Here is a 20,559-nt window from a genome sequence, read left to right as displayed (position 1 = left end):
AAGACATGGGTCCAAGGCACGGCGGTGCATGCTCATGTTTCAACGGATCGGGTAATCAAGGCTGCAAAAACGAAAAGACCTTGAAAGGGATGGCCGTAAGGGCGAAACCGCCAGCCGCCGTTACCGCAAAAATGGATATGCACACAACCACCAAGAACATGGTCGGCCCAAAGGCCGCCAAAAGCGACCCACCACACTCAGTGAGCCGTAACCCGCTGGCGCATCCCGGAGTTAGCGGGCGACAACGCCAACGCCAATTGCGTCCGATTATGCATATGCGTCAACCGCAACACCTGCGACACATACAACTTCACCGTGTTCTCGGTAATCCCCAACTCACAGGCAATCTGATAATTGGTCTGCCCCTTCCCCACCAACCGCGCCACATCCAGCTGCCGGGGCGACAACTGATTGAAAATCGCCGGGATCTCCACCCGATCCACATCACTGACATCAGCCCCGGAAGAATCCGCCCCCTGCGGACCACGCCGCACCTTATCCAGATCCTGATACAAATCATCGATCGACTCAGTCAGGTACTGCAGCTTCTGATTCAAATGCCCCAGCTGCAGATTCTTCTGCCGATCTTGCAACGCCACCTCTTGTCGCTGAACCCCTTCGAGCAACTCATCGAGATCAATCGGCTTCTGGTAGTAATCGGCAATCCCTGCCCGCAAGGCCTTGATCACATCCTGCTTGTCCGCACGCCCAGTCAGCATGATCGCCTCGAAGGCCCGGTGCTTGCCGGACATCCGCTGCAACTCCTTGACCAGCTCAATCCCGTCCATGTCAGGCATATGCAAATCACACAGCACCAGGCCGATTTGCAGGTCTTCGCCGTAACGGGAAATGGCTTGCTTGCTCGATTCACAGGGAACGCAGCGATAGCCGCTCGCCTCCAGAAACTCGCAAAGTTCTTCAACAATCAACGCCTGATCATCAACCACGAGGACTTTTACTGCCGAGGTGAATTTGTTCACGCGCCACTCCATGCTCGGTCTACAGCTGACCGTTCCTGTACGAAAGCCACTGGCCGTACGACTATCAATCTGAAAAGTAGACGCACTTTCCGACTATGTACATAGGGGGGATGGAACAACATGACTAGCGAATCCAAAGCAGGGCCAATGAAAAACCCATCAGCACGAACGGCGCAAATGGCTGCTTTTTTGACAGCCCAGGGCCTAAATATCGAAGACGCGCCCTAACCCGTTGACTCATATGAGGCCATACTTTTGGCGCGAGCAGCAGCCAGCACACGCTGGCCAGCGCGGCCCCGACAAAGCTGCCCAGCAGATGCATTCCGTCCGTCGCCAAACCCAAGGCTGTCATTAATTTCACATCCCCGGCGCCCAATCGCCTCAGCGCGTAACCGGGCAACGTGAAGGCCAGTGCCAGAAAAGCAGCCCAGCCGCCCTGCGCCCCTTCTGCCCCCAGCCAAGTGGTGTCGGTCCATAGCAGAAACGCCAACGCCAATACCCCCGCGCCAAGGGTCAACGAGTTGGCAATGTGCTTTTCGCGGGCATCCTGCGCTGCGCAAAGCGTCAGCCAGATCAGTAGGACAAAAGTTTGCATTGCGTAAAAAAAGTCCCTTTTGGCTGAATGATTCTATGCTGATATTACGCAGTGACAGTCAGGGTAGACGCAGTCATGAATTCGAGCCTCCCCCGCCAGCAAAAAGGCGCCGTAGCGATTGAGTTCGCTTTGGTGTTCGTGATTTTTTTCGCTGTGTTTTACGCCATTGTCAGTTACAGCCTGCCGCTGTTGCTGATGCAGTCGTTCAACCAGTCGACCGCCGAAGCGGTGCGGCGCAGCGTGGCGGTGGACCCGGGCACGCCCGGTTACGCCGCCAACGTCCAAGCCACAGCCTCAGCCGAACTGACCCGGCAACTGGCGTGGATTCCCGCCGCACTGAACTTCAATGTCGCCACCGATTCGACCATCACCTTCGTCGGCGGCATGCTCAAGGTCAACATCGATTACCCCACCACCAAACTCAACCAGGTGCTGCCGTTTCTGGTGCTGCCGGGCATCGGCGCGGTGCCTAACCTGCCGACGACCCTCTCGGCCAGTTCGAGCCTGCAATTTTGAATTCCGGGGAAAAACTCTTCGGGCGCCTGCTCAACCGCCAATCGCCACCACCTCAGGTTGCGCCGGACACCCTGAGCGTGCCGAGTGTCGGCTTGCAGGTGCACCTGGATGGCGAAGGCCGGGTGCTGCACCTGACCGGCCCATTGCGCCATACGCTCGCCCCGCAACGGCTCTCCACACAGGCACCACCGCTGCTCGATTACCTGATGCCCCACAGCAGCCTGGTCATCGAAGGTATCCCCGCCGACTGGCAAGGCCAAATCCTCGACCTGGACTTTCACAGCGTAAGCGGGCCCCCACTGCACCTGCGCGGCTGGGTCCTTCCGCTGGCGGACAACTGGCTGTTGCAGTTGCTGGACATCAGCGATGTGTTGGTTGAACGTCGGCAATCGTGCCGCCGCGAACAGAACCAGCTTCTGGCGGCCAGGATCAGCGAACAGTTGCGCCTGTGCAGCCTCACCCGTCTGCCCGATGTGTTGCAGGAGCAGCTTCAGGTATTGGCACAGCGCTTTCACATTCCGTGTATTGCGGTGGCGCTGCTTGATGAGCAGGAACAGGGCTGGCAAATCCATCAGTATTACGCGGCCTTCGATGCACCGATGTTGTGGCAGAACGGACAGCGCCTGGGTTCCGGGCTCGACAGCCTGAACGGTTCTTTCCCGCAACACCTGGCGCGTGGCGAGCACCCGCGTTTGCAAGAAATCTTCGGGCATGCCGAAGGACTTGCAGTGCCCTATTACGATGCTCACGGCGTGGCCACCTGGTTACTCTGCGGTTTTTACACCGCGCAGCAGCGGGCGCCCGAATTGAACGATGGCGACTGGTTGCAGCTCACCGCCGCCCTCGCCAGCCCCCTGCTGGAACGCTTGCGCGAGCATCGGCATCATTTGCAGCTGGAGCGCCTGGCATCGCTGCAAGCGCTACTCGGCACCGGTTGGTGGGAAGTGTTCAGCGACAGCGCCGAAATGCAACTGGCCCCTTCGCTGGCCAGCTCGCTGAACCTGGCGAGCCCCCGCCTGACGCTCGGCGAATGGCTCGATCACGTGCACCCTGCCGACCGCGAAGAACTGCGCAGCCGACTGCACGCCCTGGAGGACGCCGGCACCCCGTTGCTGCTCTGCGTGCGCTGGCACTGTGAGCAAGCGCCCGTCTGGTATCGGCTGCAAGGCCAGGCCATTGGCATGGGTAAAAACCGCCGGCTGGTGGGCTTCATGCTCGACATCAGCGACATCAAAAACCAGGAACAGAACGCCGCCACCGCCCATGCCAGACTGGACAACCTGATCGCCAGCTCGCCGGCCGTGATTTACGTGCAGCGCTATGTTGAAGGCGCGCTCTTACCGACGTTTTTCAGCGCCAGCCTGCTGCCGTTGCTAGGCCTGACACTCGCCGATTGCACCGCAGGAACCTTGATAGAAAGGGTGCATCCAGAAGACCGCGAGCACTATTTCGAGCGCACCCGACGGCTGCTGCGTGAAGGCACGGTGCGCGCCCGTTACCGGTTGCGCGACAGCCGCGGCGAGTACCACTGGCTGCTTGACGAAGCCAAGGTGTTGCGCGACGACCTCGGCCTGCCGGTGGAAGCTGTCGGCTTGTGGCTGGACGTCACCGAAGCGACCCTCGCCACCGAGCAGGTGAAACAGAGCGAAGATCGCTATCGAATCCTGGTGGAGGACTCCCCGGCGATGATCTGCCGCTATCGCCCGGACCTGACCCTGACCTTCGGCAACCGGCCGCTGGCGACGTATCTGGAATGTCAGCCCGATCAATTGCCCGGCGTGAACCTGGGCCACTGGATGTCGGACGATCAGCGCCAGGCATTCGTGCTGCGACTCAGCCAACTGACGCCGCAAGCCCCGGTCAGTACCGCCGAAATCTATCTGCAACTGCCGGGGCGGGAACACGCCTGGTGGGTCTGGTCGGACCGCGGCGTGTTCGACGCCGAGGGTCGCTTGCTGGAAGTGCAGGCAGTCGGCCGCGACAACACCGAAGTCCGCCGCTCGCAGCAGCAACTCACCCAGAGCGCGAAAATGGCCACCCTCGGCGAAATGGCCACGGGACTCGCTCACGAAATCAATCAGCCGCTGAACGTGATGCGCATGGCCATCGTCAATGTGCTCAAGCGCTTGAACAATGGCGACGTGCAGATCGATTACTTGAAAGACAAGCTCAATCGCATCGATTCACAGGTCCAGCGCGCCGCACGAGTGGTTGATCATATGCGCGTGTTTGGCCGTCGCTCGGACATCGAGCAGCAACCGTTCAACCCGGCCGACGCGATCGAAGGCACGCTGTCGCTGCTGGCCGAAGGCATGCGTGGCAAAGGGGTTGAATTGCGCATCGGCGAGATTGGTTTTGCCGTGCAGGTCCGCGGCTTTATCGACCAGTTGGAGCAAGTGCTGATCAACCTGATGGTCAACGCCCGGGATGCGCTGCTGAGCAAACGCGAAGCCGACCGTGAGTTCAATCCGTGGATTGCGCTATACGCCGAACGGGATGAGCGATGCGTGCGGATATGGGTCGAGGACAACGGTGGCGGGATAGATCCGAGGTTGATGGATAAGATTTTCGAGCCGTTTTTCACCACTAAACCGGTGGGCATCGGCACCGGGCTGGGGTTGTCGGTGAGTTACGGCATCATCGAGAACATGGAGGGGCGGCTGAGTGTGCGTAACTCGGAGCAGGGTGCGCTGTTTTGCATTGAGTTGCCGGTGGTCCCGGTGGATCAGATCACCAGCGCCGGCCGCCCGGAGTAACAACTGAGGTTGGCACCGACCTGGATTTTCCCGACCTCGATTCCCAGGGTTTTCACAAGCGTGTCGAGCAGGTTATCCAGCAGCGGACCGAGGATTGATTCAAGTGTCGTCTTCAGCAACAACATCACGCCATTGAGCAGTGTTTTCAATAATTCGAAGGTCGCGGCCAACAGGAAGTTAGGCGTGAATGACGGCGCGTGGACGATCAGGTTCACGTCATTGACGGTTTGCGATAATCCGGAAACCGCGTTGGTAGCGGTCAAGGTGTATGGCGGATCCGACGGGGGCAAACCCACTTTCGGCGGGTTGATGAACGTCGAGGTGGCATTGGCCGGCAGCACGGGACTGTAAATTTGCAGCTCAGCGCCACCGCCGGAAAAGGGCACGCCCGCTTTGCGGATATCGAGCAGGGTGACCGGCGTGACCGTCAGGGGCACGGACGATGAATCCCAGTCCGAATTGACCCTTCCAACGCGCAATTCAGCCACGGTGGTCGTGGTGTTCACGGTCAGGCTTTTATTGATTTCGCTGGGGCAGGTGTAATCGGTGACGTAACTGTTGCCGCCACCGGCTTGCAGGCTGACGTCCAGGTTGGGGCTGGGCAACACGTACAAGTCGAGCCCGAGCAGCCCGGTGACCACGGACAAAGTCCCCGTCACCGCGCCAAGCAGACCGGTGACCAATGACAAATCCAATGTCACCAGCACCCGGACTTGAGCGGTGCGCACATAGATTCGATTGGCGCCCAAGGGCGCCATTTTTGCCAGTGCGGGATTGCCCACCGCCGACCACTGCGGGGGTTCGATGACTTTGATCTTTGCGCTGGCCCCGACGCCAAGCCCCAGCAGATTCACCGGAATGGTGCCTGCCACGGCGCTCTTGCTGTTGCCGAGTTCGATAAAGGCCTGCACCAGTTGAAGCGCGTTCACGTTGGCGTTCAGGCCGGCAGACGTGGTGTCTGTCTGCAGTTTCAACAGGTCCCCCAAATGCACTTTGAGCGGGCTGACGACCGCGATGGCCAAGCTGTCGAAACCGGCCTGCACGTCCGCCGTCGCCCCATTGAGTCGCGCCACCGTGGCAGCGGCCTGAAGTAACTGGCCCACGGTGGCATCAGCACCGAGCAGCCCCGTGTAATCGCCTGCCGTGACCTGCAGGTCAATGGCCAACTGGTCCATGTATTTAAGCAAGTTGATGTCGGCGCCCAACAGCCCGTTCCAACTCGCGACAGGCAGGTTGATGGACGCTCCCGCGAGCGCGGAAAGGAAGCCGTTCAACAAATTGACGTCGACCAGGGTGCTGCGAATGGTCAGTTGGGCGACCGGCGGCCCCGGCAGCCCGGCCACCGCAGTGGCGCTGAGGGTGATGGTCGAGTTGGCGGGTGCGCCCCCGAACATTGCGCCGATTCCACCGACGAGACTTTGCGGCACCCCATGGCTGGCGATCACGCGGATGGCTTCGCTTTTGCTCGGGTCAACGCCGAAAACCCGAAGGTTGTTGGCGCCGACGGTCAGCGCACCACAGGCAACGGCCAGTGTGCGATCCGCACCGGGCACGGTGAAATTATTGCGTTGGGCGCTGGCAGTGGCGTAGATGAGCGCGGTTGTACCGACGCCGCAGTCACCGCCACGGGTGGCGGCTTCGAGCGCTGCCATGTCAGCGACGCGCTGCAGGTTGCGCTTTTCCAGGTAGAGCCGGCCGCTGTCGATCACCACCAGCAGGAACACCAGCGCCAATGCGAATGTCAGCGCCGCCATCAAGCCTATCGCCCCCCGTTGCCGGGACGGGCCGCAAAATTGCAAGCGTGGAGACATCATGCACTCCTTTGCCGGTGAACCGCCGGGGGGTTACCTCCATGGAAAAACAGTGTAGACAACGCTGGGCAAGGCTGCTGGCAACAAGCCACCCCACAACCGTTTGTGAGAGCGGGCTTGTGTTTCAGGCTGGGTGGATGGTCAGTGCGGTGGATAGTTGGCGAGGATTCGTGCGACGGTTTCGCGTATCGCATTGCTGCGATCAGCGGGGTTCGTCGTGCGGCTGAGCAGTTGCTCATCGCTGCCACGCCACACTAGTTTGCCGTCCTTGCCATCGAGCAAATCGATCTGGATGGTCGCCACTTTGTAACTGACGCTGCGGGTTTCGTTGTACATCGGCGCCCCCCAGTAGCCATTCCATGGATTACCCCAACCGCCGCCATAGTTGGTGGTCACCTGTTGCTGGCGTTCTTCGACGATCAGGTAAGTCTGGACGTCCAAATTACCCTTGCTGCCAGCGGCGGCCGGGCGCAGGCCACGCTGATCCAGTTGATCGGCCACCGATTGACGAATGCGCTGTTCGGTCAGGTCGCTCTTGATCCGTGGGTCGTCGGGGCGATATTGCAGTGCAGGTTCTTTCCAGCTCCAGGTGCGATAGGCGGCGAAGTCGCGGCTGGCATCGAAGTCATTATTGACCTGGTTGGCGGCGCAGGCACTGAGCAGCGCGGCCACAGCCAGTAAAGCGAAACGACGGATCATGATGGTTCTCCGGTTGAAGACATGAACCTGTGAACGCCCTCTCAACGTGAGAAGTTAACTGGGAGGATACGCCGACATGGCCTTTTCCACAGCCTCACGTATCGCATCGCCACGCTCACTCTGACTGCCCCGACTGCCGGTTTCCGCGCTGGCACTCCACACTGGCTGGCCTGTGCCCGCATCGAACAGATCCACTCGCACCACCACGACCTGTTCCTGATACGTGCGCACGATCGGCACCGTGTTGTACATGCCATAACCGGTGCCGTAGCGGTTGTAGCCGCCATAACCACCGCCGTAATAACCGTAGTCGTCCCGAACCTGGCGCAACCGGGTTTCCAGGTGCAGATCGGCGCTGACAAACAGGTCGGCCGGGCGGGTGTTGTCGTGCAGCGGACGCAGGCCGCGCTGATCGAGGGCGTTGCTGACCGCTTCGGCGACCTGGGCCGAGTCTGCCCAGGCGCTGCCCGGTGGCAGCTGCCCGTTGAGCCAGGCCCAGCTGCGGTAACGCCCATAGTCACGCGGCGGTGCCGGGTAGGCGCTGCGGTCGAAGGTGTTGGCCGCCTGAGGCGGTGCCGGCGGCAAGGGCTTGGAGGTCGCCACATAGGGATTGCTGCCCTGGCAGGCCGCCAACCCGAGACAGATCACCAGTAACCCTGAACGACTTTTCATGCTGCGCTCCGATCAGACCGGCCGACAGATCCAGTGCAAATAGCGCCCAAGCCCGGCAAAGCTCGGGTGACGGCGGTGGGCCAGCTCCATTTCGAGCAAGTCCACGAGTTCGGCGCGGGCCTGGAATTCCACTGGCATGTAGTCGTGGAAAACCCGCACCCCACTCTGGCTTTCGACCTGCCACAGGCCCTCAAGTTGCGCCGCCAGTTCACGCGGATCGAGGGGTTGTTGCGGGGTCAGGCTCTGCTTCTCGCCGGCCATGTCGTTCTTGCGCATCTTGCGGAAATGGCCTTTGAGCAGGTTGCGGTAGATCAGCGCGTCGCGGTTGTAGAAGGCCAGGGAGAGCCAGCCGTCCTGTTTGGTCAGTTGATGCAGCACCGGCAGGATGGCATGGGGTTCGGCAAGCCATTCCAGCACGGCATGGCACAGCACCAGGTCATAGGGCTCGGTGAGCTGGCCGAGCAATTCCTGCCACGGTGCCTGAATGAACGTGGCGCTCTGCCCGGCGTCGGCGAACCGCTGGCGGGCGCCTTCGAGCATCGGTTCGGCGGGTTCGGCAAGCGTGACGTCATGGCCACGCTGGGCCAGCCACAACGACATGTGGCCCAGGCCCGCGCCGATATCCAACACGCGCAGCGGCCGGTCCGGCAGGGTTTCGGCCAGGTCGGCCTGAAGCACCGCCAGGCGGATCGCACCTTTCGCCCCGCCGTAGATTTTTTCGGCAAACCGGGTCGCCAGTTGATCGAAATGACGATCGCTCATCAGCTGAACCTCTTTTCGCTGTCAGCGAGTTTGTTGCGTACTACCTCATTCATGTCCAGCCCCAACTCGCTGCACAGCAGCAATAGATAGAGGACGATGTCACCCACTTCCTGCCCGGCGTGGGCCAGTTTGTCCGCCGGCAACTGGCGCGACTGGTCTTCGGTCAGCCACTGGAAAATCTCCACCAGCTCGGACATTTCCACGCTCGCGGCCATGGCCAGGTTTTTCGGGCTGTGAAATTGCCGCCAGTCGTTGCGGTCACGGATGGCGTGCAGGCGTTCGGTCAGTTCAACAAGGTTCATCGGGCTCTCCTGAAGGCGTATAGCTTCGGGGGGATGACCGGGGATGGCAAGTGGGCAGTTGAATGTGAGAGCGCGGACTTAATCCAGCCCGGATGTTGACTGACAAAACGCCATCGCGAGCAAGCTCGCTCCCACAGGGTCGATGCAACGCTCTATGCTTGTGGGGAACTCGGCACCGTAATCCATGGCCCAAGTCCGGCAAGCACGCCACCACATACATCAGGACGTTCACGACATGCAGGTAGAAAGTTTCTTCGAATGGCTCGGCCAGGCACTCGGCTCGGTCATCCGGTTTATCGTTGATGGCCTCAGCGGCTTGTTCAACCTGCTGAGCCATGCCGGCAGCAATTTTGTCGAAGGCTTGTCCCGGGCACTGGGCATGGACACATCGATCATCAGCATCATTGCGCTGATCCTGGGGCTGATGCTGTTGTGGTCGGCGATCCGGGCGTTCATGAATGCGTCGATCATCATGGGGATTATCTGGTTGGTGTTGGGCCTTTGGCTGCTGAGCTGGATCATCCACTGACACCGCCGCTCCCACATTAGTACGACACCTCCCGCTACAATGCCCGCTCCCCAAGGAGCCTGCATGTCCAACCTGATTGCCGACTGGCGCGACCGCCCTACCCATCGTCGGGTCTGGGCGCTGGCTGCGCCGATGATTCTTTCGAACATTTCCGTTCCGCTGGTGGCACTGGTCGACAGTACCGTCATCGGCCACCTGCCCCACGCCCATCAGTTGGGCGCCGTCGCGGTCGGGGCCAGCCTGTATACCTTTCTGGCCTGGGGCATGGGCTTTCTGCGCATGGGCACTACCGGTTTTGCCGCCCAGGCCGCCGGGCGCGGGGATGGCGCGGCGTTGCGGCAGATTTTGTTGCAGGGCTTGTTGCTGGCGATGGGGCTGGCGATTGTCTTGGGCGCATTGGGCGTTCCGTTGAGCGGCGTCGCGCTGCACTTCATGCAACCCTCCGCCGAGCTTGACCAACTCACCCGCGAATTTTTCCATACAAGGCTATTCGGCCTGCCGGCGGCGCTGGCCAGTTATGCGCTGGTCGGCTGGTTCCTGGGCACCCAGAACGCCCGGGCCCCGCTGGCGATTCTGCTGAGCACCAACCTGGTGAACATCGCGCTGAACCTGTGGTTCGTGCTCGGACTGGATTGGGGCGTGGTCGGTGCAGCCCGGGCGTCGGTGATCGCCGAATGGACCGGGGCCCTGATCGGCCTGTTCATGACCCGCAAAGCCCTGCGCGCTTATCCCGGCCACATCGCCTGGGCCGCGCTGGCGCTGTGGCAGAGCTGGCGGCCACTGCTGGCCGTCAACCGCGACATTTTCATCCGCAGCCTGGCGTTGCAATCGGTGTTTTTCCTGATCACCGTGCAGGGCGCACGGCTCGGTGATGCCACCGTCGCCGCCAACGCCCTGCTGCTCAACGGCTTGCTGCTGACGGCCCACGCGCTGGACGGTCTGGCCCATGCCGTGGAAGCCCTGTGCGGGCATGCCATCGGCGCGCGCGATCGAGAGGCGCTGCGTCGCTCATTGGTGGTCGCCTGCGGCTGGTCGTTGCTGGCGAGCCTGGGATTTGCCGTGCTGTTCGCCTTCGCCGGGCATTTGTTCATTGAGATGCAGACCGACATCCAGAGTGTGCGCGACACCGCGTTTATCTACCTGCCCTACCTCGCCGCGCTGCCGCTGATTGCCGTGTGGAGTTACCTGCTCGACGGACTGTTCATCGGCGCCACGCGGGCCCGGGAAATGCGCAACGGCATGCTGCTGACGGTCGTTCTGCTGCTGCCGTTCGCCTGGGCACTGCAAGGTTTTGGCAACCATGGGCTGTGGATAACGTTCCTGTTGTTCATGTTGCTGCGCAGCCTGACCCTCGGTGCTTTCGCCTGGTACTTGCGCAAGAACGACGGCTGGTTCGCGGGCAAGGTTTACTGAGTCGGCGTGGCTCTGATGAAGGCGCTGACCTCATCCAGCACCGGCGCCAACCCCCGCATGGGCCGAGACAGTGTCGCCACCAGCGTGGCGTGGCCGGTGCGGGCGAAATAGAAGTCCTGAACCGGCACTCCGGCCTGGCGCAGCTTGCGCGCCAGGCCGCCAGTGTTACGCGTCGGGTTGACCAGATCGTCGTCGCGCGAAGCCATCAACAACGCCGGCGGCGCGCCTCGACTGACGTGATTGATCGGTTGCGACTGCGGCGGAGAATCCGGCCAGAAAAACACGGGCCGCACGTCTGGATTCTGGATGGGCAGAAAATCATAAGGCCCGGCCAGACCGATCCAGCCGCGCAGATCGTGCGGCGACATCCCCACGGCCCCCAGCAAACCGGGGTCCAACGCCAGCATCGCGACGTTATAGGCCCCGGAGCTGTGGCCCATCAGGTACAACCGTTGCGGGTCACCGGAAAACCTGTGGATGTGATCGTGAGTCCAGGCCACGGCTTTAGCGCCGTCCTCCAGGAACAAGGGATAGCGTACCTGTGGATACAGTCGATAGTCCGCCAGCACCGCAACCACTCCGCGCGACGCCAGCGCCTCGCCGACAAAAGAGTAATCACTGCGTGAACCGCTGTTCCAGCTGCCGCCGTAGAAAAACACCACCACCGGGGCATTCTCCAGAGGGTGACGAGGCACATACACATCGAGTTTCTGCCGCGGATCATCGCCATAGGCAATCCCTTCGGTCTTGTCGAACGTGCTGTCGGGGGTCAGCGCATTGAGCATTTTCAGCGGTGAACACGCCGTTATCACGGTCAGCAAACAAATGCCCATGGTCAGGCCGAACAGCCAGCGCGTTGTGCTCGCCATCAATGTCGAACCTCGTGTTCAGGGTTGATCGTTCTGCCATAGATTGCGCAAGCTATCGAGACGTTCCTGCTGAGTGATACCCGGTAGCGGCTGCACGGGTGAAGCGTCGGGATACTGCAAACGTAGCCATAACCAGCCATCGAGCACCGGGCGTTCGCTGAAACCCAGCGCCAGCCCTTCCTGCACGAGGGCCCACAGACTGTTGTAGTCGGTCCCGGTGGACCGGCTCCAATGCCAGACGTGCTGTTCCAGCAGGCAGGTTTGCAAGGTGTCACGCTGCCGGGGCGTGAGGTTTTCTTCGATGGCCAACGGGCTGACGGCAAGCCCGGGATTGAACAACTGCTGCCAGCCCTGACTGCCGATTGCCCGGTCGGCCCAGGTTCCGCCGAACCAGCGCAACTGACTGATCGGCCCCAGCCAGCGACTCAATTCCAGGGCATCGCAGGCATCAAAAAAGTAACTGGCGGTGTGGGGGTTGTAGTAACTCAACAAAGCACGGTGATGCAGGCCAAAAGTGACGGTCAGCATGCGACGCAAATGCTCGAGCAACTGCGACGGCGAAGCCTCACTGACCAATAACAAACCGCTCCAGAGGTGCGGTTCGCGCAGGCACAGCTCGGCCAACGCCGGGCATCCCTTGAGGTCAACCAACACCGGACCGTGCTCGCGTAACGGCTGCAACTCGGTGCTATCGAACAGCCAGAACCGTCGGGCCTGCGCAAACTGCTGGATCAGCCTCGCGCCGGCGCGGGGCTGCCCCGGTACGTCGAGCAACAGCCATTGTGCGGTTGAGTCCGGCGCCTGAGCGACGATCATGCCGCACCGCTCTGGCCAAGCCTTGTCGCGGCCCGGCAGGTGCAAAAAGCTTGCGCGCAATGGCTGAAACTACCCCCGCCAGGCAACAGACACAGCAGCACGATCGGTTCGCTGGATTGCAACAAACGCAGCAATCCGACACTGGCAGTGTCGGCATCTGTTGTCGTGGTGGGTGGGGGTTCAGACAAGCCTGACGCGTGGGTGAAAGAGGGGCCGGGAAGATACCCGGTGATTAACGGTTGATCCGGATCGCCTTCGATAAAGCTCACCAGCACCTGCGCGCCTTCTCTCAACGGCTTGGCATGCGCGCCGCCCAACTCCGGCGCCAATGGCAGCCAACAGTGGCTGGGCGCAGCGCCTTCGCCCTGATAGACCCAGTCAAATTGCACGGCAACGGGCCTGGTTGAATCGGGTTGCGGCTCATCGACATCGACCACCCACGCCCGCTGCAGACTGTGCATCCTGGGGTTCATGACCGAATGAGGCGCCGCAAGCGGTACCGCCCCGGCAACGCGGATCTTGTTGCCGTAGGCAAACCCCGGTGTCTGCCCACCCTGATGCTCGACCTGGATCAGCAGCCAGCGACGGTTCCAGTCCGTACACGGATGGCCGGACAGCAGAACCCGCTGGCCGCTGCGCAACGTGGTCAAATTCGTCTGACCTTCGCCCGCCTGCGTGTTGCCGTGAACCTTGAAGCGGCGCACCCCAGGCTGTTCGGGGTCGGGTGCAAAAACCATCTCGGCGCCCTGCTGAAAGGGCCCCTGCTTATCACCAACTACCAGACAGTGCCCGCGCGGGTGATGCTCGAAGTGGTAATGGAGCCGCTCCTGGGCACACAGGCGCTGGAGAAACTGCAGATCCGATTCCCGGTACTGCGTACAGAAATCACGCGGCGGGTAATCGCCGCTCAAGTCAAAGCGCCGATTCTTACCGGTAATGCCATGCTCCTTGAGCACCTGGGCGAGGATTTCGGGCACTGAACGGTTGCTGAAGATGCGCTGGCTGAAACGCTGGGCCAGGCAAGCCAGTTTCGGCTTCAGGCGCACACGGCAAAGCCTGGGCGCAGCACCATGACCCGTCTGGACGAGCTCATGCAACTGCCCGTGAAAACCGGTCCCCGGCGGCCCGAAATGCAAAAAGGCCGGACGGTACAGCAGGCTTGCCAGGTCCAGTGTCGGGTCTTCGATCAGCAGATCAACGTCAAACACAAAGGGTTCGCTGATCGCTTCACTGCCGGTAAAGGCCAAGACCTCAACGGGGTCGGGCAGACCCTCTACATCCAGACGAAATGACGGCTCGTTGACTGGATCGAACATCGGCGATTCTCTACAGGAGGGGCGGCCGGGGATTCTCTCCGAGAGAGTTGGCCGAGTAGAGAGCCGAAGTACAACTTAGGAAATGACCTACGCGAAAAAAGGACCACGTCGCTTGGATAGCGAGGATGTGAGCCATTTCGCTTGAATTCAGGGAGGCGTCCCACCAGGTCATCTGAAATTTCCGCAGCGCGCGGAACATTTTCCGACAACCTGATGAGACCAGTGCCTTACCTCAAGAAGACAGGTAAGACGAACGGGTCAGGCCCAGGCGCAGAGCGTCGAGGAACTGGGTGCGCTCGGCGGCAGTGATGCGCGCACTTGCGCACTTGTCGCGGTAGTGGGTCATCAGTTCTTCCGGCGACAAGTGCACGTAACGCAGCATGTCTTCGATGGTGTCGTGGGTTTCGATACCCGCGTGGTACACGCTACCGTCGGCGTTCTGGTAGATGTTCACCGAGTCGGTGTCACCGAACAGGTTGTGCATATCGCCGAGAATTTCCTGGTAGGCGCCGACCAGGAAGATACCCAGCAGGTAGTCCTCGCCTTCGTTCAAACCGTGGACTGGCAGACTGGTTTCGATGCTCTGCTCGTCGACGTATTGCTTGATCTTGCCGTCGGAGTCGCAGGTCAGATCCTGCAGCACGGCGCGGCGCAGCGGCTCTTCGTCGAGACGGTGCAGCGGCAGAATCGGCAGGACCTGGCCGATGGCCCAGGTGTCCGGCAGGCTCTGGAAGACCGAGAAGTTGCAGATGTACTTGTCGGCCAGCTTGTCGTTGAGTTCGTCGAGCACCTGACGGTGCGAACGCTGACGCGCCTTCAACGAGTTGTGCAGGCGACGGCACACGGCGAAGTAGCATTGCTCGGCCAGGGCTTTCTCGGCCAGGGTCAGCTTGCCATCGGCGTACTGGGTGGCCACATCGCTCATGTAGTGCGTGGCGCGCCAGTAGGTTTCGGTGACCATCTCGATGTCGGTCGGGCCCAACAGGTCAACCAGCCACTGCACGGTCTCCGGCAGCTCTTCCTTGTTGTCGATCTTCGGCACGTCGTCGTTGTGCTTCTCGACGTCGGTCACTTGCACCACCAGCATGGCGTGGTGAGCGGTCAGCGAGCGGCCGCTTTCGGAGAAGATGTTCGGGTGCGGCAGGCTCTGCGCATCGCAGAACTCCTTGAGCATCCCGACCACGACACCGGCGTAATCGTCCATGTCGTAGTTGATCGAACTGGCGTTGCGCGAGTGCGTGCCGTCGTAGTCGACGCCCAGACCGCCACCGACGTCGATGTGGTCAACCGGCAAGCCGAGGTTACGCAGTTCGCCGTAGTAACGAATCGCTTCCTTGAAGCCGTGCTGGTAGTCCGCCAGGTTGGCGATCTGCGAGCCCATGTGGAAGTGCAACAGGCGAATGCCTTGATCCAGGCCAGCCGCGCGGAAACGCTCGACCACCGACAGCAGCTGCGCCGCCGACAGACCGAACTTGGACTTCTCACCGCCGGTGTCCGCCCACTTGCTTGAGGCCAGGGATGACAGACGCACACGCAGGCCGACTTGAGGCTTGACCTTCAGCGAGGCGGCTTCTTCGATCACCAGGCCGACTTCGGATTCTTTCTCGATCACGATGAACACGTTGTGGCCCAGCTTCTGGCCCATCAGCGCCAGTCGGATGAACTCGCGGTCCTTGTAACCGTTGCAAACGATGGTGCCGCCCTTTGGCGCCAGGGCCAATACGGCCAGCAGCTCAGGCTTGGAGCCGGCTTCCAGGCCGATGGACACATCCTGGGTGGCGATGATGTTTTCGATCACCGCTTCCTGCTGGTTCACCTTGATCGGGTACAGCGCGGTGTACTTGCTCTGGTATTCCAGGCGCTCGATGTTGGCATCGAACGCGCCGGTCAGCTGACGCACGCGGTCTTGCAGAATGTCAGGGAAACGCACCAGCAGCGGCAAGGACAGGCCGCTTTTGCGCAGCTGGTCGACTTGCTCGAAGAGGTCGATAGGCGAACTGGTCGGACCGTTAGGACGAACTTCGACGCGACCGGCGTCATTGATCGCGAAATACCCGGCCCCCCAATGGCGAATCCCGTAAACACTGCGGCTGTCCGCAACTGTCCATTGGCTGCCATCGTCTTTGCGTGTGCGTCGTACGGACATTGAAGTCCCCTATAAAGAAGTCATAGAGCGTCGCCTGGGTTCAGGCCGGCGCAGTCTAAAGAATGAAAATGACGATTAGCCTGCATGCAAGGGCCATAGACCTCACATTCAGCGCTGAGTTTAGAAACCGGTCAGAACAGGCTCTGTGAAAACCATGTAGACGACGCCAGGCCAGAGTTGAATCAGGACTGGATCAAGCCGAGGGTGGTTTTCACAGAGGCTGCTAGCCGCCGGACTTCTTCGCTTTGAAACCCAGTTTGATCAGTTCAGCCAAGAGTAGCTCGACATGATCGCCCTGGATTTCGATGATTCCGTCTTTCAACGCACCCCCGGTGCCACAGCGTTTCTTCAACGTGGTGGCCAGGTCCTTGAGCGCTTCTTCCGCCAACGGCACGCCGGTGATGGTGGTCACCGTCTTGCCGCCACGCCCCTTGCTTTCGCGACGCACACGAGCGATGCCGTCGCCAGCCGGGATAACGGTCTGTTTGCAGATGCAGGCGTCCACCGGTTTACTGCAATCCGGGCAATGACGACCTGCGTCGGTGGAAAATACCAGGCCACCAAGGGCGGCGAAGGATGCGGCTTTTTTGGCCACCGGCAATCCTCTTGGGAGGACAAAGACTGGTCGCGGCAACTTGGGAAGCTGCCATCGACCGCGAAGCCCCACTCAGGCAGGGGCAGCGCTACTGGGCCAGACAACGCTGGCTCAGTTTGAAAAGGTCGCGCAGTGTAACGGCAAAAAGCCGACTTGCTAAGAGCCAATCGGCGCCAATTTACTGCTCTTTTGCGACGCCCTTCCCAAGGGCGCACAGATAACGCTTCAACGCGGCCAGGGAGTCCGGGCAATAAGGCTTTTGCTGGATTTCCAGCATGACCTGCTCGATGGGGATGAAACGCGCTTCAAGCACCTCTTCCGGTTGCAGGATCAACGGGCCGTCCCACACCGCCGAAAACGCCGAACACCAGAGACGATTGCCGGTGTCCTCGAAGAAGAAGTGATCATGGGCGGTCAATTCCACACCGCTCACGCCCAACTCTTCTTCCAGCTCACGGGCAGCCGATTCGACGTACGTCTCGGTGGCGAGCACCATGCCGCCCGCCGCCACATCCCAGTAACCGGGGTAAATGGCTTTGCTCAGGGTTCGACGGTGAACGCACAGTTCACCGACCGAGTTGAACAGCATGATGTAGGTGCCACGCCCGATCAGCCCCCGCTCGCGCAGGTCAGAACGGACCAGGGCGCCGAGCAGGTTGTCCTGTTCGTCGACCCAGGCGATGTGTTCGGCATCCGAGGCCGCGCGATGGGCAGCCTCTTTGGCGTTATCGACCATGACTCAGCCCTGATTGAGCAATTGACGCAGATCGATCACTGCCGCGTTGGCACGGGAGATGTAGTTGGCCATGACCAGCGAATGGTTGGCCAGCACACCGAAGCCGCTGCCGTTGAGGATCATCGGGCTCCAGACCGGCTCTTGCGAGGCTTCCAGCTCACGAATGATCTGACGCACGCTGACCGTGGCGTTCTTCTTGGCCAGCACATCGGCGAAATCGACTTCGATGGCGCGCAGCAAGTGGGACAGCGCCCAGGCCTGGCCGCGGGCTTCATAGAACACGTTATCGATCTGCATCCACGGGGTTTCGACGATTTCTTCATCGACCTGTGGCATCTGACCCGGCGCCAGGACTTCGGTTTTCAGCGCGGTGTTGAGTTTGACTCGGCCCACGCTGGCCGACAGCCGTTGCGACAGCGAACCCAGACGGGTGCCGACATCGCCCAGCCAGTTGTTCAGGTTGTCGGCGCGGGCATAGAACAGCGCACTTTTCTGACTCGGATCGGACAGGCGTGTCTGGTAACGGCTCAGGGAATTGATGCCTTCCTGGTATTCGGACTCACTGGAGGGCAGCACCCAGCTCTTGTTGTCAAAGTTGAAACGCGGCTCGGCCTTGGCCAGGTCAGCGTCTTCGGTGGACTGCGACTGGGAACGGGCGAAGTCCTTACGCATTGCACGACTCAGGTCGCGAACCTGGACCAGCACGCCATATTCCCAGCTCGGCGTATTGTCCATCCACAGACCCGGCGGGAAACGGTCGTTGGAAATATAGCCACCTGGCTTGCTCAGCAATGTACCAGCGACGGTCTTGAGGGTTTCCACCGTGGTGTACCCGACCACCATTTGCTTGCCTTCTTTCTCGGCCGCCACTTGCGCATTCTGTTGAACCGGGAACAGTGCCGGCTCCTGGCTCCAATACCAACCCAGCCCGATCGTCACCAGCAGGTAAAGGCCAATCAGCGTCGCCAGCGCCCGGCTGAACAACAGGCCGCCGACGTAACTGCGGGTGGCCGATTTCGGTTCAGCGGCACGTTCAGGCGCGCTGCCCGCGCGATTCTTCCAGTCCAGCATGGCGATATCCTTTCAATCACTTGAGTTCATTGGTTCGACCACAACCCTACGCCATCGTGCCTCGTTTGCCGCGCATTAAATCCTGCGGGAAATGGCGGGACTTACAATGACCGCGATCAGGGGCCACTATAAATGAAGCACAGCCGCGAGCCTATGCGACCATCCAGTCAGAAACTGAATAAGGCCGCTTTGCAGATTATTGACACACGATGCTCATGGGATTGAAAAGAGGTGCTAGCATAGAGCCACCAGTCGATCTCAGCATGCACCCTAACTAGTAGTCAGGATATGACCGAGCCAGAAGACCCCAGCCGTGAGCGCCTCAAGCACCACTTTGCCCAGCGGGTAATTCATCAGGCACGTCAGATTCTTGAGATATGGCAGCGCCTGCAACGCAGCGAGTGGTCCAACACCGATTTGTCGGAACTGAGCGAGGCCAACCTGCGCCTGCTGCGCTTTGCCGAACGTTTCGAACAACCGGAACACACGCAGCTGGCGCGTCACATCGGCCAGTCGCTGGAGGCTGTCGACGCCAATCGCGGACGCCTGAGCAGTGGCCTGATCACCGACCTCAATCGCTTGATGCAGCGCCTGTCGCGCACCGGCCTGCGCCACGGCGATCAGCTCGAACAAACCTTTCTGCCACCGCTGCGCAAACCGATCTACGTGATGTTGCAGGATCACGACCGCGCCGAGCGCCTGGCCAAGCAGCTGGAATTTTTCGGGCTCAGCGCCCAATCCCTGGACAGCGTTGCGGCATTTCGCTCCTCTATGATCGAGCGCCTGCCCGCCGCCATCGTCATGGACGTGGACTTCAGTGGCGCCGGTATCGGCCTGAAACTGGCCGCCGAAGCCCAGGTCGGACTGGATGAGCCTTTACCGCTGTTGTTCTTCAGCTTGCTCGAAACAGACACCCCGACCCGCCTCGCCGCCGTGCGCGCCGGTGGCCAGGAATTTCTCACCGGCACCCTCGAAGCCTCAAGCCTGTTGGAGAAGATCGAAGTCCTGACCTGCGTCGCCCAGTACGAACCTTATAAAGTGCTGATCATCGACGACTCCCGCGCTCAGGCCTTGCACACCGAGCGCCTGCTGAACAGCGCCGGAATCGTCACGCGCACCCTGATCGACCCGATTCAGGCCATGGCCGAACTGGCGGACTTTCAGCCGGACCTGATCATCCTCGACATGTACATGCCGACCTGCACCGGCACGGAACTGGCCAAGGTGATCCGGCACAACGACCGCTACGTGAGCGTACCGATCATTTACCTGTCCGCCGAAGATGATCTGGACAAGCAACTCGACGCCATGAGCGAAGGCGGCGACGACTTCCTGACCAAACCGATCAAGCCGCGGCACCTGATCACCACTGTGCGCAACCGCGCGGCGCGGGCACGCAATCTGAAAGCACGGATGGTGCGCGACAGCCTGACCGGTTTGTACAACCACACCCACATCCTGCAATTGCTCGAAGACTGCAGCTTCCGCGCCCGCCGCGAGAGCAAGCCGTTGAGTTTTGCGATGCTCGACATCGACCACTTCAAACGGGTCAACGACAGCCACGGCCACCCCATGGGCGACCGGGTCATCAAGAGCCTGGCGCTGTTTCTCAAGCAGCGGTTGCGCAAAACAGATTTCATCGGCCGCTACGGTGGCGAGGAATTCGCCATCGTCATGCCGGACACCGATCTCGAAGCGGCCCACAGAGTGCTCGATGAAATCCGTCAGCGGTTTGCCGAAATCCACTACCCGGCCCAGCCCCAGGATTTGTGGTGCACGTTCAGCGCCGGGGTAGTGGAGCTGTGCGACCACTCCGACAGCCTGATGATGGCCAGCCAGGCGGACGAAGCGCTGTACCGCGCCAAGGACGGTGGACGTAACCGCGTGCAGGCTGCGCGGACGTCAAAGCAAAGTGCCACTTTTTCATCGGAATGGACCCATTCGGTCATAACCCTGTAACAGAAACGCAATAACT

The 20,559-nt window shown here is 60.9% G+C and carries 19 protein-coding genes; 5 read left to right on the top strand and 14 right to left on the bottom strand.

The window, feature by feature from the left end:
* Nucleotides 1-197: 197 nt before the first annotated feature.
* Both FBY01_RS29365 and FBY01_RS29360 read right to left on the bottom strand, forming a co-directional pair.
* The gene (locus tag FBY01_RS29365; RefSeq protein WP_077748984.1) at nucleotides 198-980 is read right to left on the bottom strand and encodes a response regulator transcription factor; all 783 of its coding nucleotides are present in this window, start codon (nucleotides 978-980) and stop codon (nucleotides 198-200) included.
* Nucleotides 981-1,104: 124 nt separating this feature from the next.
* Nucleotides 1,105-1,575, bottom strand: a complete 471-nt coding sequence (locus tag FBY01_RS29360) for a prepilin peptidase (protein WP_010463841.1) — start codon at nucleotides 1,573-1,575, stop codon at nucleotides 1,105-1,107.
* Between the two features lie 75 nt (nucleotides 1,576-1,650).
* Between FBY01_RS29360 and FBY01_RS29355 the strand changes: the two genes are divergently transcribed.
* Together FBY01_RS29355 and FBY01_RS29350 are read left to right on the top strand one after the other, a co-directional pair.
* Entirely contained in the window at nucleotides 1,651-2,091 is a 441-nt protein-coding gene (locus FBY01_RS29355) for a TadE/TadG family type IV pilus assembly protein (RefSeq protein WP_010463843.1), read from the top strand.
* Nucleotides 2,088-4,847 (top strand): ATP-binding protein, encoded by a 2,760-nt coding sequence (locus FBY01_RS29350; RefSeq protein ID WP_145310625.1) that lies wholly within the window; start codon nucleotides 2,088-2,090, stop codon nucleotides 4,845-4,847. Before FBY01_RS29355 ends, FBY01_RS29350 begins: the two co-directional genes overlap by 4 nt.
* On the opposite strand, the gene FBY01_RS29345 is transcribed toward FBY01_RS29350, so the two are convergent.
* The 5 genes from FBY01_RS29345 to FBY01_RS29325 form a co-directional block, all read right to left on the bottom strand.
* The gene (locus FBY01_RS29345) at nucleotides 4,817-6,658 is read right to left on the bottom strand and encodes a pilus assembly protein TadG-related protein (protein ID WP_145310627.1); all 1,842 of its coding nucleotides are present in this window, start codon (nucleotides 6,656-6,658) and stop codon (nucleotides 4,817-4,819) included. The genes FBY01_RS29350 and FBY01_RS29345 overlap by 31 nt on opposite strands.
* 141 nt (nucleotides 6,659-6,799) lie before the next feature.
* Complete coding sequence (locus tag FBY01_RS29340; RefSeq protein WP_010463848.1) at nucleotides 6,800-7,357, bottom strand: DUF4136 domain-containing protein; 558 nt, start codon at nucleotides 7,355-7,357, stop codon at nucleotides 6,800-6,802.
* A 54-nt stretch (nucleotides 7,358-7,411) separates the two neighbouring features.
* The gene (locus FBY01_RS29335) at nucleotides 7,412-8,029 is read right to left on the bottom strand and encodes a DUF4136 domain-containing protein (protein ID WP_010463851.1); all 618 of its coding nucleotides are present in this window, start codon (nucleotides 8,027-8,029) and stop codon (nucleotides 7,412-7,414) included.
* Nucleotides 8,030-8,041: 12 nt separating this feature from the next.
* Nucleotides 8,042-8,791, bottom strand: coding sequence for a methyltransferase domain-containing protein (locus tag FBY01_RS29330; protein ID WP_010463853.1), 750 nt, complete (start codon nucleotides 8,789-8,791; stop codon nucleotides 8,042-8,044).
* Nucleotides 8,791-9,093 (bottom strand): MazG-like family protein, encoded by a 303-nt coding sequence (locus FBY01_RS29325; RefSeq protein WP_010463855.1) that lies wholly within the window; start codon nucleotides 9,091-9,093, stop codon nucleotides 8,791-8,793. Before FBY01_RS29325 ends, FBY01_RS29330 begins: the two co-directional genes overlap by 1 nt.
* 235 nt (nucleotides 9,094-9,328) lie before the next feature.
* Between FBY01_RS29325 and FBY01_RS29320 the strand changes: the two genes are divergently transcribed.
* Nucleotides 9,329-9,622: a hypothetical protein gene (locus FBY01_RS29320; RefSeq protein ID WP_010463857.1), complete on the top strand. Its 294-nt coding sequence runs from the start codon at nucleotides 9,329-9,331 to the stop codon at nucleotides 9,620-9,622.
* Between the two features lie 63 nt (nucleotides 9,623-9,685).
* A complete protein-coding gene (locus FBY01_RS29315; protein WP_083375133.1) occupies nucleotides 9,686-11,035 on the top strand; it encodes an MATE family efflux transporter in 1,350 nt (449 codons plus the stop codon).
* Here the strand turns inward: FBY01_RS29315 and FBY01_RS29310 are convergent.
* From FBY01_RS29310 to FBY01_RS29280, 7 genes are all read right to left on the bottom strand, one after another.
* The gene (locus FBY01_RS29310; RefSeq protein WP_077748978.1) at nucleotides 11,029-11,904 is read right to left on the bottom strand and encodes an alpha/beta hydrolase; all 876 of its coding nucleotides are present in this window, start codon (nucleotides 11,902-11,904) and stop codon (nucleotides 11,029-11,031) included. The genes FBY01_RS29315 and FBY01_RS29310 overlap by 7 nt on opposite strands.
* Nucleotides 11,905-11,922: 18 nt before the next feature.
* A complete protein-coding gene (locus tag FBY01_RS29305; RefSeq protein ID WP_145310629.1) occupies nucleotides 11,923-12,720 on the bottom strand; it encodes a DUF4123 domain-containing protein in 798 nt (265 codons plus the stop codon).
* Nucleotides 12,717-14,036 carry a type VI secretion system Vgr family protein gene (locus tag FBY01_RS29300; protein ID WP_145310632.1) on the bottom strand — a complete coding sequence of 440 codons (1,320 nt, stop codon included), beginning with the start codon at nucleotides 14,034-14,036 and terminating at the stop codon, nucleotides 12,717-12,719. Before FBY01_RS29300 ends, FBY01_RS29305 begins: the two co-directional genes overlap by 4 nt.
* Before the next feature lie 232 nt (nucleotides 14,037-14,268).
* Nucleotides 14,269-16,182: an arginine decarboxylase gene (gene speA, locus FBY01_RS29295; RefSeq protein WP_010463866.1), complete on the bottom strand. Its 1,914-nt coding sequence runs from the start codon at nucleotides 16,180-16,182 to the stop codon at nucleotides 14,269-14,271.
* Nucleotides 16,183-16,405: 223 nt separating this feature from the next.
* A complete protein-coding gene (locus tag FBY01_RS29290) occupies nucleotides 16,406-16,777 on the bottom strand; it encodes a translation initiation factor Sui1 (RefSeq protein ID WP_010463867.1) in 372 nt (123 codons plus the stop codon).
* Nucleotides 16,778-16,955: 178 nt separating this feature from the next.
* Entirely contained in the window at nucleotides 16,956-17,513 is a 558-nt protein-coding gene (locus FBY01_RS29285) for an NUDIX hydrolase (RefSeq protein WP_010463869.1), read from the bottom strand.
* 3 nt (nucleotides 17,514-17,516) lie between these two features.
* Nucleotides 17,517-18,584: a DUF2333 family protein gene (locus FBY01_RS29280; protein WP_145310635.1), complete on the bottom strand. Its 1,068-nt coding sequence runs from the start codon at nucleotides 18,582-18,584 to the stop codon at nucleotides 17,517-17,519.
* A 288-nt stretch (nucleotides 18,585-18,872) separates the two neighbouring features.
* Between FBY01_RS29280 and gcbA the strand changes: the two genes are divergently transcribed.
* Nucleotides 18,873-20,543, top strand: a complete 1,671-nt coding sequence (gcbA, locus tag FBY01_RS29275) for a diguanylate cyclase GcbA (RefSeq protein ID WP_010463874.1) — start codon at nucleotides 18,873-18,875, stop codon at nucleotides 20,541-20,543.
* Nucleotides 20,544-20,559: the final 16 nt, after the last annotated feature.

Source organism: Pseudomonas sp. SJZ077 (assembly GCF_007993905.1).
Lineage (GTDB): Bacteria > Pseudomonadota > Gammaproteobacteria > Pseudomonadales > Pseudomonadaceae > Aquipseudomonas > Aquipseudomonas mandelii.
This window is presented reverse-complemented; position numbering and strand designations above follow the sequence as displayed.

Excerpts from the sequence above, each read along its gene's own strand:
- FBY01_RS29360 (WP_010463841.1), bottom strand. The coding sequence starts at position 1,575 with ATGCAAACTTTTGTCCTACTGATCTGGCTGACGCTTTGCGCAGCGCAG.
- FBY01_RS29355 (WP_010463843.1), top strand. The coding sequence starts at position 1,651 with ATGAATTCGAGCCTCCCCCGCCAGCAAAAAGGCGCCGTAGCGATTGAG.
- FBY01_RS29345 (WP_145310627.1), bottom strand. The coding sequence starts at position 6,658 with ATGTCTCCACGCTTGCAATTTTGCGGCCCGTCCCGGCAACGGGGGGCG.
- FBY01_RS29340 (WP_010463848.1), bottom strand. The coding sequence starts at position 7,357 with ATGATCCGTCGTTTCGCTTTACTGGCTGTGGCCGCGCTGCTCAGTGCC.
- FBY01_RS29335 (WP_010463851.1), bottom strand. The coding sequence starts at position 8,029 with ATGAAAAGTCGTTCAGGGTTACTGGTGATCTGTCTCGGGTTGGCGGCC.
- FBY01_RS29330 (WP_010463853.1), bottom strand. The coding sequence starts at position 8,791 with ATGAGCGATCGTCATTTCGATCAACTGGCGACCCGGTTTGCCGAAAAA.
- FBY01_RS29325 (WP_010463855.1), bottom strand. The coding sequence starts at position 9,093 with ATGAACCTTGTTGAACTGACCGAACGCCTGCACGCCATCCGTGACCGC.
- FBY01_RS29320 (WP_010463857.1), top strand. The coding sequence starts at position 9,329 with ATGCAGGTAGAAAGTTTCTTCGAATGGCTCGGCCAGGCACTCGGCTCG.
- FBY01_RS29315 (WP_083375133.1), top strand. The coding sequence starts at position 9,686 with ATGTCCAACCTGATTGCCGACTGGCGCGACCGCCCTACCCATCGTCGG.
- FBY01_RS29310 (WP_077748978.1), bottom strand. The coding sequence starts at position 11,904 with ATGGCGAGCACAACGCGCTGGCTGTTCGGCCTGACCATGGGCATTTGT.
- FBY01_RS29305 (WP_145310629.1), bottom strand. The coding sequence starts at position 12,720 with ATGATCGTCGCTCAGGCGCCGGACTCAACCGCACAATGGCTGTTGCTC.
- FBY01_RS29300 (WP_145310632.1), bottom strand. The coding sequence starts at position 14,036 with ATGTTCGATCCAGTCAACGAGCCGTCATTTCGTCTGGATGTAGAGGGT.
- speA (WP_010463866.1), bottom strand. The coding sequence starts at position 16,182 with ATGTCCGTACGACGCACACGCAAAGACGATGGCAGCCAATGGACAGTT.
- FBY01_RS29285 (WP_010463869.1), bottom strand. The coding sequence starts at position 17,513 with ATGGTCGATAACGCCAAAGAGGCTGCCCATCGCGCGGCCTCGGATGCC.
- FBY01_RS29280 (WP_145310635.1), bottom strand. The coding sequence starts at position 18,584 with ATGCTGGACTGGAAGAATCGCGCGGGCAGCGCGCCTGAACGTGCCGCT.
- gcbA (WP_010463874.1), top strand. The coding sequence starts at position 18,873 with ATGACCGAGCCAGAAGACCCCAGCCGTGAGCGCCTCAAGCACCACTTT.